General features: G+C 30.5%; 14 protein-coding genes. 2 read left to right on the top strand and 12 right to left on the bottom strand.

The features are described 5' to 3' along the window. Window positions 1-14 precede the first annotated feature (14 nt). Window positions 15-1,049 carry a 4-hydroxythreonine-4-phosphate dehydrogenase PdxA gene (gene pdxA / locus ACXIHB_RS08545; RefSeq protein ID WP_047789950.1) on the bottom strand — a complete coding sequence of 345 codons (1,035 nt, stop codon included), beginning with the start codon at window positions 1,047-1,049 and terminating at the stop codon, window positions 15-17. Between the two features lie 63 nt (window positions 1,050-1,112). On the opposite strand from pdxA, the gene ACXIHB_RS08540 reads away from it, so the two are divergent. Then, a complete protein-coding gene (locus ACXIHB_RS08540; RefSeq protein WP_047789951.1) occupies window positions 1,113-1,703 on the top strand; it encodes a riboflavin synthase in 591 nt (196 codons plus the stop codon). Between the two features lie 29 nt (window positions 1,704-1,732). Then, entirely contained in the window at window positions 1,733-3,277 is a 1,545-nt protein-coding gene (locus ACXIHB_RS08535; protein WP_172644855.1) for a patatin-like phospholipase family protein, read from the top strand. A gap of 20 nt (window positions 3,278-3,297) precedes the next feature. Here the strand turns inward: ACXIHB_RS08535 and ACXIHB_RS08530 are convergent, their stop codons facing one another. The 11 genes from ACXIHB_RS08530 to ACXIHB_RS08480 form a co-directional block, all read right to left on the bottom strand. Then, complete coding sequence (locus ACXIHB_RS08530) at window positions 3,298-3,621, bottom strand: hypothetical protein (RefSeq protein WP_073182128.1); 324 nt, start codon at window positions 3,619-3,621, stop codon at window positions 3,298-3,300. A gap of 6 nt (window positions 3,622-3,627) precedes the next feature. Continuing rightward, window positions 3,628-4,089 carry a hypothetical protein gene (locus ACXIHB_RS08525; RefSeq protein ID WP_159614306.1) on the bottom strand — a complete coding sequence of 154 codons (462 nt, stop codon included), beginning with the start codon at window positions 4,087-4,089 and terminating at the stop codon, window positions 3,628-3,630. A 156-nt stretch (window positions 4,090-4,245) separates the two neighbouring features. After that, window positions 4,246-5,115 carry a universal stress protein gene (locus tag ACXIHB_RS08520; RefSeq protein WP_053056727.1) on the bottom strand — a complete coding sequence of 290 codons (870 nt, stop codon included), beginning with the start codon at window positions 5,113-5,115 and terminating at the stop codon, window positions 4,246-4,248. A 3-nt stretch (window positions 5,116-5,118) separates the two neighbouring features. Continuing rightward, complete coding sequence (locus tag ACXIHB_RS08515) at window positions 5,119-6,735, bottom strand: BCCT family transporter (RefSeq protein WP_239178130.1); 1,617 nt, start codon at window positions 6,733-6,735, stop codon at window positions 5,119-5,121. 19 nt (window positions 6,736-6,754) lie between these two features. Continuing rightward, window positions 6,755-7,912, bottom strand: a complete 1,158-nt coding sequence (locus ACXIHB_RS08510; protein ID WP_462098062.1) for a hypothetical protein — start codon at window positions 7,910-7,912, stop codon at window positions 6,755-6,757. 459 nt (window positions 7,913-8,371) lie between these two features. Beyond that, window positions 8,372-10,273, bottom strand: coding sequence for a hypothetical protein (locus ACXIHB_RS08505; protein WP_462098061.1), 1,902 nt, complete (start codon window positions 10,271-10,273; stop codon window positions 8,372-8,374). Then, on the bottom strand, window positions 10,266-10,775 hold the full coding sequence (locus tag ACXIHB_RS08500) for an ABC-three component system middle component 5 (protein ID WP_462098060.1): 510 nt from the start codon (window positions 10,773-10,775) through the stop codon (window positions 10,266-10,268). The genes ACXIHB_RS08505 and ACXIHB_RS08500 overlap by 8 nt, the downstream gene beginning before the upstream one ends. Further along, a complete protein-coding gene (locus ACXIHB_RS08495; RefSeq protein ID WP_462098059.1) occupies window positions 10,772-11,344 on the bottom strand; it encodes an ABC-three component system protein in 573 nt (190 codons plus the stop codon). Before ACXIHB_RS08495 ends, ACXIHB_RS08500 begins: the two co-directional genes overlap by 4 nt. Further along, entirely contained in the window at window positions 11,337-11,516 is a 180-nt protein-coding gene (locus ACXIHB_RS08490; RefSeq protein WP_462098058.1) for a hypothetical protein, read from the bottom strand. Before ACXIHB_RS08490 ends, ACXIHB_RS08495 begins: the two co-directional genes overlap by 8 nt. Window positions 11,517-11,595: 79 nt before the next feature. Then, a complete protein-coding gene (locus tag ACXIHB_RS08485) occupies window positions 11,596-12,996 on the bottom strand; it encodes a hypothetical protein (RefSeq protein WP_462098057.1) in 1,401 nt (466 codons plus the stop codon). 291 nt (window positions 12,997-13,287) lie between these two features. Next, window positions 13,288-13,539 carry a hypothetical protein gene (locus tag ACXIHB_RS08480; protein WP_462098056.1) on the bottom strand — a complete coding sequence of 84 codons (252 nt, stop codon included), beginning with the start codon at window positions 13,537-13,539 and terminating at the stop codon, window positions 13,288-13,290. Between the last annotated feature and the right edge of the window lie 20 nt (window positions 13,540-13,559).

The raw sequence follows: 13,559 nt of genomic DNA, 5'->3' as shown, positions 1-13,559 counted from the left end.
GTAAAAAAAATGAACTATTTTGCTTTTAATGCGTTTTTTGTAAGTTCTTGATACTCTTTTCGGTTCTTAAATATTTGTAATGAGGTAAATAAGGCTTCTTTAAAAGATGTGGGATTGGCATTATTTTTACCAGCAATATCAAATCCAGTTCCATGGTCTGGAGAGGTTCTTACCTTGCTCAAACCAGCAGTGAAATTTACACCATTTCCAAACGATAAAGCTTTGAATGGAGCCAAACCTTGGTCGTGATACATGGCTAAAACTCCGTCAAATTGTTCATAGGTTTTTGAACCAAAGAAACCGTCGGCTGCATACGGGCCAAAAACTAATTTACCAGTTTCTTTAATTTCAGTAATAGTAGGGCGAATAATTTCGTCATCTTCAGTACCAATTATCCCATTGTCACCACAATGTGGATTTAGCCCTAATACTGCAATTTTAGGTTTGCTAATATTAAAATCTTGTTTTAAAGAGTTGTACATGATTTCAACTTTAGATTTTATAAGCTCAGGAGTAATGGTTTCAGAAACTTTAGAAACAGGAATATGACCAGTTATTAAACCAATACGTAATTCATTTGTCATTAAAATCATTAAACTTCTTCCATCAAAGTTCTCTTCTAGATATTCTGTGTGCCCTGGGAACTTAAATTCTTCAGATTGAATATTTTCTTTGTTAATAGGAGCTGTAACAATAAGATCTATTTGATTCTTTTTTAAAGCCCCAACAGCTGCTTGTAATGATTTTAAGGCAAATTTACCACCTTCTTCAGTAGTTTTACCTAAGTCTACCTTAACCTCTTCTTTCCAACTGTTTAATAAATTAACTTTACCATGAACAAGTTTATCTAAAGAAGTAATTCCATGAATACTGGTGTTAAGTCTTAACGTCTTTTTATGATATGAAATTAATTTGTTTGAAGCGAATAAAACTGGAGTGCAAAAATCAAGCATTCGTTTGTCTTCAAATGTCTTTAAAATAATTTCGATACCAATTCCATTGATGTCCCCAACCGAAATTCCGACAATAATTTTGTTTGCTTTATCCATAGTTTACTTTCGTAGGTAAAGTTGTATTTTTGATGCTAACAAAAGTAACTAAATTTTTATAGAATGTTTACCGGAATAATAGAAACTCTTGGAATTGTAAAAGGGATTGAGCGTGAAAAAGAGAATTTACACCTTACAATAAGAAGTACAATAACCAATGAATTAAAAATAGATCAGAGTGTAGCACATAATGGTGTTTGCTTAACAGTTGTTGCAATTGATAAGGATGAGTATACAGTTACAGCTATAAAAGAAACACTAGACAAAACGAATATAGGTGATTTGCAGGTAGGGGATGAGATAAACCTTGAAAGAGCAATGAAGTTAGGGGCTCGATTAGATGGGCACATAGTACAGGGACATGTAGATGGAACAGGGGTTTGTAAAAATATAGAAGATGCTGAAGGGAGTACAGTTTTTACTTTTTCATATGATTTTGATGGCTCTAATGTTACGATTGAAAAAGGTTCGATTACTATAAACGGAGTAAGTTTAACTGTGGTAAACTCTAAAAAGGATGAGTTTAGTGTGGCTATTATTCCATATACTTACGAGCATACAACCTTTAAAAACTTTAAAATAGGTACCAAAGTGAATTTAGAATTTGATGTGATTGGGAAATATGTAGCTAGATTACATGCTTTAAGAGGATAAGATAAAATTATAAAAATTGTATGAAAACCATGGAACTATTTAAGTCTATTGCCTTATGTTTTTCTGGAGGAGGATATAGAGCTGCTTGTTTTTCATTAGGAACATTGTCTTTATTAGAAAAAGTAGGTTTACTAGAAAATGTAAAAGCAATTTCTACCGTTTCTGGAGGAACAATTACCGGGGTTAAGTATGCACAATCTCAAATTGAAGGAAAAGAGTTTCAAACTTTTTTTGATGAGTATTATGCGTGGTTAGCAAAGGATGAGTTAACAAGTAATGCACTTAGTCACTTGAGATGGCCTTTAATTTGGAATCAGCCCGAAAATAAGCACAAGCGAAAAAATCCGATTAATGCGTTTGCTATAGAGTATAATAAGTTAACAGATAATGCAACTTTGGGAGAGGTTCAAGATGCAATTAGCGAAGGAAAAACGCATTTAGAAAGGGTGATTTTTAATGCAACAGATTTTGATAGTACACATCAGTTTAGGTTTCAAAATATAAAAGGAAATCAAAAAAGGTTTGGAAATGGAAAAGCACATAGCAAATATAAAGGAGTTATTAATGATATAAAATTAGGAGATGTAATAGCTGCTTCTACAGCATTTCCGGGAGGATTTGAGCCTATAGGTTTTCCGTACGATTTTACTCCGAAGCATAATGATTTAGAGGAAATAGGATTGATGGATGGAGGTATTGTAGATAATCAAGGTGCTTCTGTTTTTGTGTCTGAAGCGCAAAATCAATGTGAAGGAAAACCTGAACTTCATGACTTATATTTTTTGTGTGATGTTTCATCACCATATCCAGGAGAGGGTTTTAAATTTGCTTCTGATTCTTGGTTTAGTAAGTATGTGTCCTATGTGTCTAGCGCTTTTACCTTATTATTTATGTTGATAGTTACCGTGTTTTTTGGAGTACAAAAGATGATGGTTTGGTACACAATAAGTGTTGTAGTATTAGCTTTTTTGGTGTTTATTCACTTTCTGTTTTTTTCATTATCTAAATTAATGCAAAATGAAACAGGTGTAGATCAAAGGTTATATTTACCGCCAAGAAGAGTTGGTTTTTATATACTTAACAGAGCAAAATCGTTGGTTCGCATGGCAAGTGTAGTTTTTCTTAAAAATGATAGGAGGCAACATGCAAATGCGATTTATAGTACTTTTCCAAATAAAATAATTACATCTACAGTGTATGAGCTACGATGTAAAGATGCTTCAGGAAATCAAACAACCCGACCAGAGAACGAGAGAGGTTGGGAGGAAATAAAGAAATATACAGGGGGTATAAGCGAAGCAATTATTAAAAATTCAAATAAAAGCGCATCGTTTGGCACAACTTTATGGTTCACGAAAAAAGATAAGGCAAATGGTATGTTAAACAGTGTTATTGCATGTGGGGAGTATACTGCTTGTTATAATTTGTTATCATATCTAATTATTCAATATGGTGACAGAGCTACTGAAATGCTAATTTTTAAAAAATTATTATCTCTTTGGAAGAAATTTCAAGAAAACCCCCATTTTTTAGTAGAGGAGCGTCAAGAAAAATTAAAAACGATGAAAGGGTAAATATTCATCGTTTTCTAGTTTTAAAAAATTAAAGTTTTTATTGTGCTTACGATAGTATTAAGAACTTTATTTTTAAAATGACCTAAGCTTATTTTTGAAATACCTGCGGCTTGTAAAGCTTTCATTTGAAATAAGTCTTTCTGGCTTTTTACAAGCCATTCAAAATCTTCTACGGTAAGTTTTCCTTGTGCTAATAAAGACGTCCATCTTTCTAGTTTGTCTTTTGAATCATTCAAGAATAGTTCAATGTCTTTTTTAGATTCTTGTGAAAATTCACTAAACTTATCACTAAATAAAGAGATTAGTGATTTTTTTAATTCTTGTAATATTTTTTCGAAATCCATAGCGTATTAATTGTTTGAAAGAAGTTGTAGTAATTTGTTTTTTGTAGCAGGTTCTTTTTTACTTTCGTATTCAAGTAACAGATTAAATGCCTCAGTTATTTGCCCTTTAGCTTCCGTGATAAAAAAAGGAGAAAGCTTATCCTTTTCTTTCCATCGTTTTAAAAAACCAGCAAGTAAGTTTTTGTCTTGGTCAGCTAATAACAACCACATTTTATAGGTTATCTCGTTGTTGGGCTTGTATTTCTCGTATTCAACAATTTTAGCAATTTCATTTTGTAGTTTTTCAATTTCTTTACTGTTTTCTTTATAAGAGTTTTCAGCTTTATCTATAAGTTGAGTGGCATCTATTTTTATTTCAATAGTTTTTTGAAATGAGTATTGATCGTATGGAGCTGTTTTAAGAATACTACAAGAAGAAAGAAAAGCAGTAATGAGGATTAAAATAAAGAAGAGTTTGTTAGTTTTCATAGTTAAGTTAATTTTTACCGAATAAATTTAATAATTTATAAAAAAAGAATTAGAGATAAAACCCTGAAAATTTCATAGGGTTTTAATGGTAGATGTTTTTAAAAATAAACTTGAATAGTATTATAAAAAAGGGAGTTGAATTTTCAACTCCCTTTTTTATGAGGCAATATAGTGTTTTACAACCCATAAAGGAATATGTAAATCTTGTGTAAATAACTCTTCTGTTACACTTCCTACTAAAAGAGAAGTGAAGTTATTATGCCCTTTATCTGCTACAAATAAAATATCAGTTTTGTCTTTTTCTGCAATAGCTCTTATTTTTTCAGGAATACTGTCATCACCAGCAGAAGCTTTTATTGTTTCTACGTTTGAAGCTTTTGTTTTATTAAGTAGTTTCTCAAATTGCAAGCTAACGTGTTTTTCCACTTTTTCGCGAGCTTTATCTATTTTAATGTAAGGAAAAAATAACTGAGGGATTTTAAAAACATTTAATACTTTTAATGTAGGTTGTTCTTTCTTTTTGTTAATGGAAGAAGCGGTGTTGAAAGCTTTAAGAGAGGCCGAAGAAAAATCGGTTGCAATCATTAGGTTTTCTGGATTTAGATTGGCTTCTTTAGGAATGGAAAGAATATTGCATTTTGCCATTCGTAATAGCTTTCCTGAAACCGATCCAGATCCTTTGTAGGTGTTTTTATTACCTAAAATAATTAAATCAGCATGATATTTATTAGCAACATAGCTAATTAAGCTCTCTGTATAAGCATCGTCAGAAACTAATAACTCATAATTACAATCGGCATCAAAATGTTTGTTGATGCTGTTGTCTAACTCCTCTTCAATAATATCTTCAATACTAATGTTTTCTAACTGTTCAGAAAATAAGTTGCTTATTTCATACTTTTTTACATTATGAATAAAATATACATTCTCTGTTTCATGGTTTTTTGCAAGCATGCTACAATACTTAATAAGTGTAACATCTAGTTCGGAAAGATCTAAGGCAACTAGTATATTTTTAATTTTCATAATTTAAGATTTTTGTTTTTTCGAATCTATTAATCTTTTCACAGTTTCCTGGTATTCTTCCTTTTCTTTTTGGTTTAGACGTTTGAGATGTTCTTTATAATCTTCTTTTAATCCTTTAAAAAGAGAATAGCACATTAATAACAAAAGTAAGGTAAAAGGAAGTCCGGTTGCAATAGATGCTGTTTGAAGAGCTTTTAAGCCACCTCCTAATAATAAAACGGCAGCCACAGCACCTTCTGCAAGTGCCCAAAATATTCGTTGACCTACTGGGGCGTCAATTTTTCCTCCAGAAGTTAAACTATCTACCACTAAAGAACCAGAATCTGATGAGGTAACAAAGAAACTAGCAATAAGTACAATAGCGATAATATTTAGTGCCATGGAAAAAGGGAAATCTTCTAAGAAGACAAAAAGAGCGGTAGCAACATTGTCATTTACACCGTCTGCAATAGTTGTATCTCCACCTAAAATCTCATGTAACGAGGTTGCTCCAAAAGCCGTAATCCAAAATAAGGTAATCAATGTAGGAACAATCAATACTCCAAGAATAAACTCTCTAATAGTCCTTCCTTTAGAAACACGGGCAATAAACATACCTACGAAAGGAGACCAAGCAATCCACCATCCCCAATAAAAAATAGTCCATGAGTTTTGCCATTCTGTTCCAGTATAAGCTTCAGCCCATGTGGAAAGGCTAATTAAATCATTTGCATAACTACCTGTATTTTGTACAAATGACTTTAAAATGAAAATGGTAGGCCCTAGAATTACTACAGCAAGTAATAAAAGTACTGCAATGCGCATATTCATTTCACTTAAAAATTTAACACCTTTGTCAACTCCTGAGATTACAGAAATGGTAGCAATTAATGTAATTCCAACTATTAACCATATTTGTAGCGAAATTCCTGAATCTAAACCAAAAACATGCTCTAAACCAGCGGCAACTTGTTTAACACCTAGGCCAAGAGAGGTTGCCAAACCAAAAACAGTAGCTAAAACAGCAAAAATGTCTATAATATCACCAATTCTACCATGAATTCTATCTCCTAAAAATGGGTAGAAAACAGAGCGGATTGTTAAAGGAAGTCCTCTGGAATACGTAAAATAAGCTAAAGATAACCCCACCAAAGCATAAATACCCCAAGCATGTAATCCCCAATGTAAAAAAGTAACATTCATGGCTTCTTTGGCAGCAGCAGCGGTATTAGGATCAGCTAAAGGAGGAGAAGAAAAATGATAAACAGGTTCAGCAATACTCCAAAAGAGTAATCCAATACCCATACCAGCACTAAAAAGCATGGAAAACCAAGAAGTGGTCGAGAACTCTGGTTTAGCTTTTGCTCCACCAATACGTAAGCTTCCATACTTACTAAAAGCTAAGTAAAGCATAAACGCTACAAAAATATTCACAGCTAAGATAAATAGCCAACCGGTTTTGTTAGCTATAAAATTTTGTGTTATGTCAAAATATGATTGAGCTCTTTCTTTAAAAAGCAAAGTTAAAGCTACACTAAGTATAATTACAATTGAAGATGTGAAGAATACAGGTCCGTTAACATTGAGTCCAAAAATTGATTTCCGTTCGTCACTTCTAATTATTTTTTTTGCTTTCTTCATGTGTTAATGTTTTGTTCTATTAAAAATAATATCCAATATTTATGTTAAATCTCATGTCCCAATTAGCATTAGGAGTTCCGTTGGCTAAAGCATTTGTCCATACAGGTCCTAACCAAGGATGATCTTTTCCTGCTGCAAAGTCTATATAAGTATAAACATTACCAGCTGTTACCAAGAGCCCAAAAACATTCATAATACTGTCTTCAAAATTCTCAGCTGTTTTATCCATATAACCAAAGTCATTATAAACTTGTATGCTAGAAATAGGTTTCCATTTTACAGGGAAGGTATATGCAGCGCCTAAAGTATATGTTGTTGCTTCTGTTGCAGTAAGGTAAGGAGCTCCATAAGCAGTTAAGGCTATAAGATCTTTATAAGTAGTATTCTTTGTGTTGTATTTGTATTTAGATACTTGTGCTTTAGCATCAAAGTTTTTCACGTTTAATTGATAGTGTAAGGCAAAGGCATGATGGCTATAGGTGTCTTCGGTGTCTAGATTATAGAGACCACCATATTGTGCAGAAAAACCTATTTTGTGTTGTGTGTTTTTATTTCCGAAGTGATAATTTACTTTTCCATTTAATTGGTTTGTTTCTTTATACCTTAAGTCTAAGGAGCCATCCCCATTAATGTCTATAGAAGCAACATCGTATGAGTATCGACTATCGGAAACATCAGAGTTACTTCCAAAATTAAGTTCTTCAGCATTTTTGAAAAAAGCTAAAGCATATTCCCATTTTTTGCCTTTGTGTGTGAATTTTAAACCCATATCATGATCGTCTTCTAAACCAAGGTAATAGTTAATACCAAAAAACCAGCTATGAGAATTGTATTGAGTAATACCAAAAGGTACTTGCGTTAATCCTAATTGAATGTTGTCTTTTTCATTAAAATCATACCCTAGCCAACCTTGTTTAAGCATACCTCCTCCAAAACTTTGAGAATAAAAACGGTACTCAGCATTAAGTTTTATTCCTTTGTATTTTGCTTTAGCGTTAATTCTGAAGACGTCGAAACCGAAATCGCCTCCACGTTTTTTTTGACCATCTTTCCAAGAAGATAGGTTATAGTTAAATCGTAGTGCTCCGCCAATTTTAACCTCAGGCTTTTCTTGTGAAAACATAACTGTAACAAAAGAAAAAGCAACCAAGATTAGGCTTTTTTTTGTGAAATTCATTATTAATATTGATAAATGTAAAGGAAGTGTACTTGTAAAAGTACATGCTCAAGTGAAAGGAGAAGAGAGTTCTCTTTTTAGCTTAAAAGAATGATGGTTGTCTTGAAGGGGGAATGAATTTATCTGATTGATTCCTAAAAACTAAAAAGTTAAAACTGAATACTCGTTTGTTCTTTTTGTCTTTGAGTTTTTTTATCATAAGGCCGCAAAGGTACTGATTAAAAAGGGGAGGTAAAAGAAAAATTTTATAAAAAGCACTTGCAAATGATATGTAAGTGCTTGTTTATGTGTTTTGTGTAAACAAAAAAAGCTTCACAAAAAGTGAAGCTTTAAAAGGTGGTCCCACATGGGCTCTGAAATTGTTTTTAACTCGCTGATTAATAGTTGTTTATTTCTGTATTCTTTTTTTGTTGACCTAAGTTCAATCCTTTTATAGTATATTATAAAGCTTTATTGTTTCTAAATATCTAAAGATTTTCTGCCGTTTTCTTCAGAATAAAAATCTCCTACACAATAGCTACTACCTTCTAGTTCTTCTGGTATAAATGAGGTTGTGTATATTATTTGAAAATCCTTGTTTATTGATTCATTTGCTTTTTTAATTATTAGTCTTTGGAAATTTTGAGCTCTTACTTTTTCAATTCCTTTATCTTCCATATTATCACTTAAGATGAACCTAGGGAATCTCATTCTTTCTATATCTAGACTACTAAAAAACAAAGAAAACCTAGCTGTGTTTTTTAAGTAAAACTCAGAACTAGCAGAGAACTTTTTTTTCTTATCATCAACATAAATTGAGTTGTCATAAAAATTAATATCTAAAGAAGTAGCTTCTTTAAAACCAACTTCTCTATTTAAATCATTTTTAAGTAGGTCAAGAGCATATTGTTCAATTGATAGTTTTATTTTTTCTCCTAGTTTTTTTTGTTTGTATTCTTTGGTAGAAATGGAGTCTGTTAATTTTTCAATTTTAATTTTTAATTCTGCTTTCTGCGTTATATAAAGTTCATATCTTTCTGCTATTTCTAAAGTGTTGGCATATTGAATCATCATACCCTCTAACTCTCCTTTGGAAATTAAAAGCTGATCTATTTTTTCACTTTTAAAAGATTTAACATCTTTCATAGCTACATTAACTTGTTTTTGCAAGTCATTTAGTAGAATGTTGTTTGCTTCGTATTCTGATAATTTATCTTTTAAAGCATCCTCTCTGATATTTAATAGTTTTTTTGATTCTTTGATTTGAAATAATATTTCTTGCAGCATTCTTTTAGTTATAATGCTGTTTTGTTTGTCGTCTATTTCTTGTTTACAAAGTTTACAGTGGTTTTCATCTGGAACTTCTAATTCACTTAAACATTCTGGACAATACCTAAAAGGAAAACTTTTGAAATAATCTCTTGTCAATATTGATCTTTCTAAGGCAATTTTTTTTTGTTCTAATGTTTCAATAAAAAAAATAGAGTCATTGATTTCATATTCTAGTTTATCTATATGATTTGATAAATTCAAAACTCTTTTTCTTTGTGTTATTGCATCATTGTTAAGTTTTTGAAAATTTAGTTTAGAATTTTTTCCAAAGTTGATTCTCTTTTTATCTTCTCTTAATTTAGAAATTTCATCATTCACTAACTTTATGTCTACTTGATTATTTTCTATTAAATTTTTAACATGATTAACATTTAATAACCTCAAGTCGTCATAAAGTTTACGCATTGTTCTGATGTCAGATTCTACATCAGTTAATTTTTTTTCTGATTCTCTTTTGTCAATTCTATCTGTGTATAAGGAAGAGTCGTATACACCTAATAATAAGTCAGCAATTGTTTGTCTTGTTAATCCTGAGTCAAATTGCTCATATAGAAAGAAAGAACTTGTTGGAGAGTCTTGATCTATATATAGTAGCCTTAGTAGTTGATGCATAGTGATGTTATTGTCACCATAGACTATGGGTATGTTTAAAGTTTCAAATAAAAAATTAGAAAAACTTATTTTGTCATTGGTTGAGTTGTATGGAAATTTTTTCCAATATCCAGCAGACTCTATATCTAAGGCTTCATCTATGTCTCCTAAAAAAATATACATAGGTTGGTTGCCTGATTCAGAAATGAATCTTTTTAAAGTCAAAGAAATTCCATTTAATTCTATCTCAGCATAAACTTCTTCGCATAATTTGGCTTCGTCTGTCCAGTTGTTAAAGGAGCCTCCTAAGGCATAGAAGATAAAATGAGTTATTGTAGATTTACCACTACTATTAGCTCCTCTTATAATGTTGACACCTTTATGAAAATTTTCATCATAAGCTATTCCTTTAGATTCTTTTAGTATAAGTAATCTTTTTAAAAATAAAGTATTAAGCATCGTATCTGTATTCTAAAAGGTTAGTTCTGCTTTTTAATCCTTTGTCTCCGTATAAAGGCATCTTATTAAAATAAGAAGTCATTATTTTAACTATGTTTAGCTCTCTATTTGTAAAATAAAAATTTTCATCTGTGAACTGATTTAGCATTTCTTTTTCAATGAAATTAATTTTGTTTGTGATTAAGTAATCTTTGTTTATTACCCCATATGAAGCTAAAGTTTTGATAGCGTTTAGTTGGTAGGGTTTCATTCTTGAAAAAAACTTAATTGGATTATGTAGCTTTTCATATGGATTATCTTTTTTAGGAAATATTTTTTTTATATCTCTATCTTCTGGTGAAGTTCCAAATCTTATATGTGAGATTTCCCTAGGGTAAGCCAAGTAAAAATCCCAAATTCTTAATCTTTCTATATCAACACTTTCTCCCTTGTAATATCTTAAAATAGTTCCAATTCTGAAAATTGTATGATATATGTCAAATGCTTGGTTATATACTATCATTTACTCCATTTTATATGGCATCTGCCTGTTAAATAATAAACCATACCCTTAACTTCTTCAGCGTTTAAATTTAAAATACTATCCCCAGCACCATCAGTATTTAAAGTGTTAAGTATAGGATTAACTATTTTATCTCTTAATTCAGAGTTAAGTGTTAATAAGTCAGGTTTTTGTTTTAGTAAAGGATAGATGTAGTCTGTAAAGTTGGTCTTAATAAGAGCGAGTAAGTCAACATAAATAAATTGAGCAGATTCATACTCTTGATATTTATATAATTTTTTTGAAAAATACTCTTTCTGTTCTATAGCTTCAATTATATAGTCCTCGTCAAAACCACCATCTTCAAGTTTTCGTTCTAAACCAATAGTGTCTTTATCTGTAAGGTATCTATTTAATTCTTCACATACATTTTGAAGTTTCTTGTCATTTTGAACTTCTCTGTTAAGGGCATCAAAGAGTCTGCTTAGTCTTGTTCCTTTAGAATTATGAATGTGGGTTATTTTATTTCCACCAACTACATCACCATCTCCGCCTATGGAGATGTCAGATTGCCCTCCATTTCTAATCATTTTTAGTAATCTTGTCTCTTCCTACTACATCTCCATTTCCACCAATGGAAATGTTTTTTTGATTGACATTATTATTTTTTTTGTTCTTATTAACAATTTTCACAACTATACCTACTGCGAATAGAGCAACTATAGCTAACACGATTTGTGTTACATTATTTGATAGATTCATATTGTTTCGGAGGTTTTAGGGACTAATATATGAAAAAACATTAAAAAAATATTTCTGTATAGTTGAAAACAGTTTTTATTTAAGCAATACTCTTAGATATTCTATTTTTAAGTTCTCCTATATACATGTCCATATTCTCTTCATTCCAATATTCTAATTTTAACTTCGGTTCAAATCCAATACCTTTTTTACATTCATCCAGCATTATGTTTTTTACTTGCTCTACATAAACTGGAGTAGTTGCAATACTGTCATGTATTGTAAATATCGGCGCTTTTGGAAGCTCTTTACTAATTCTCTTACAAATTACATCAACAATTAAATAGCTCTCAATGGATTGAAGCATACGAGGTAATAAAGTTTTATCTTTCTTTTTCATCTGTTTAAAAACCTCATATACTTCTGGAAATAATTTTGCAAATAATCTCTTTGGAGCAGCTTTACTTTGTCCTATAAATCTGTTACCTGTAAATAATGTCTGAAACACCGCTGTTTTCACTTGTTTTCTATCCACATAGTCTAAACCAAGTTCTTCTTTAAACTGATCCTGTAAATACTCATAAAACCTTCCATTTACCACTAAATCCACATAACGCTCAACCCCTTTATTTACAGGGGATACAGACATTTCTCCTAACATAATGTAATAATTAATACTATTACGAATATTATAGAAATTAATATATCCTGAATCTTTATACTCTTTTCCCCAGAATTCTTTTCTAAATAAAATTGTACTTAAATACGGTTGACAATTCGTTATATCAATACTAACTAATTTTTCTCCTTTAAAAGTTAATCCATTTCTCAGCATACTACTAATATTCGTCAAATTACTATGAAATCTACTAACATTATTATCTCGCTTTAAAAAGTATGTTTTATTATTAATATTACTGGCAGTAATTACTGAACGATTAAAATGCTTTAGCGGGTCTTTATACTCTTCATTAACAACATCATAATCTCTCAACTCTTTGTATTTACTTTTTATCTGATACTCTTGATTTATAAAATCATAACATTTATCAAAATTGATTTCTAGTCCATCAAACCATTTTGTTAAATATTTCAAGTTTTTTACTGTTAATAATGCTTTGTTATTTTCTACTTTCATTTTCTTTCTCATTGTCCAATCCATTGTTTTATAAGGTTTCACCATTGTCTGGTATTTATCAATAAATCTAAAACCTCTTGATTTTTCTCCTGCTATATACATATTATCGGATTCTACAATCTTTAAATCGTGTATTAAATAATTCAAATACTGTTTATAATTCTTTACATACCCTTGTAGTACTTGAGCATTTAACGGGGTGTAACGACTATAGACCAAATCTTTATTAGAAACTATCAACTCATTTAATAACGATAATATATACGCTAATTTATCTTTCTTAAACGGTTTAAATTCTGGGTAATTACTATAAACTAATGCATCTAGCTCCAAATTGAATGGAATAAAATAATTCTTGTTCATATATCTTTCTTTTCATTTGTAATCTCAATGATTACGTTCACTATCAAGTAAATTATCTATACTTAATATTGTTACATCTACTAAAACGTTGGGATAATTAACAGAATTGATTCTGTACAGTTCTACTGCTGAAGTTATGTTGGTTTCCTCACTACATTATCTTCTCCTGTCCAACACGATAACCCTTTAAAAATTAGGATTATTACAAAGATATGTCAAATTATTAACATATGCAAATTTTTATTAAATTATTTTTAATTAATTACATTTAATACTAATCATAATGTAAAATTAATTTGATTTTATGTTAAAATAATAGTAATAATATAATTTGCTTTTGATTTTATATACAGTTTTTAAATCTGATGTTACTTTTACTTCTTCCACCCAAACAATTTCATCTTTCTTTAACTCTCCTGCATCTTGTAATACCTGTACTTTAAACGGACAAAACAGTAGTTTTAATACATTGTTCCACGTTACTACATAAAGTTGCCTAGGATTACTGTATTTAAGTATTTCTGCTAGTTCTTTATCATTCATTTTCTATTGTTATTATATAG

It is taken from the genome of Tenacibaculum sp. IMCC1, assembly GCF_054906355.1.
Note: the sequence above shows the minus strand (reverse complement) of the source record. Positions and strands in the feature narration are given on the sequence as shown.

Coding starts and splice junctions, on each gene's coding strand:
- ACXIHB_RS08525 (WP_159614306.1), bottom strand. CDS start 4,089: ATGAAAACTAACAAACTCTTCTTTATTTTAATCCTCATTACTGCTTTT.
- ACXIHB_RS08485 (WP_462098057.1), bottom strand. CDS start 12,996: ATGAACAAGAATTATTTTATTCCATTCAATTTGGAGCTAGATGCATTA.
- ACXIHB_RS08520 (WP_053056727.1), bottom strand. CDS start 5,115: ATGAAAATTAAAAATATACTAGTTGCCTTAGATCTTTCCGAACTAGAT.
- ACXIHB_RS08535 (WP_172644855.1), top strand. CDS start 1,733: ATGGAACTATTTAAGTCTATTGCCTTATGTTTTTCTGGAGGAGGATAT.
- pdxA (WP_047789950.1), bottom strand. CDS start 1,049: ATGGATAAAGCAAACAAAATTATTGTCGGAATTTCGGTTGGGGACATC.
- ACXIHB_RS08495 (WP_462098059.1), bottom strand. CDS start 11,344: ATGATTAGAAATGGAGGGCAATCTGACATCTCCATAGGCGGAGATGGT.
- ACXIHB_RS08480 (WP_462098056.1), bottom strand. CDS start 13,539: ATGAATGATAAAGAACTAGCAGAAATACTTAAATACAGTAATCCTAGG.
- ACXIHB_RS08510 (WP_462098062.1), bottom strand. CDS start 7,912: ATGAATTTCACAAAAAAAAGCCTAATCTTGGTTGCTTTTTCTTTTGTT.
- ACXIHB_RS08500 (WP_462098060.1), bottom strand. CDS start 10,775: ATGATAGTATATAACCAAGCATTTGACATATATCATACAATTTTCAGA.
- ACXIHB_RS08515 (WP_239178130.1), bottom strand. CDS start 6,735: ATGAAGAAAGCAAAAAAAATAATTAGAAGTGACGAACGGAAATCAATT.
- ACXIHB_RS08490 (WP_462098058.1), bottom strand. CDS start 11,516: ATGAATCTATCAAATAATGTAACACAAATCGTGTTAGCTATAGTTGCT.
- ACXIHB_RS08540 (WP_047789951.1), top strand. CDS start 1,113: ATGTTTACCGGAATAATAGAAACTCTTGGAATTGTAAAAGGGATTGAG.
- ACXIHB_RS08530 (WP_073182128.1), bottom strand. CDS start 3,621: ATGGATTTCGAAAAAATATTACAAGAATTAAAAAAATCACTAATCTCT.
- ACXIHB_RS08505 (WP_462098061.1), bottom strand. CDS start 10,273: ATGCTTAATACTTTATTTTTAAAAAGATTACTTATACTAAAAGAATCT.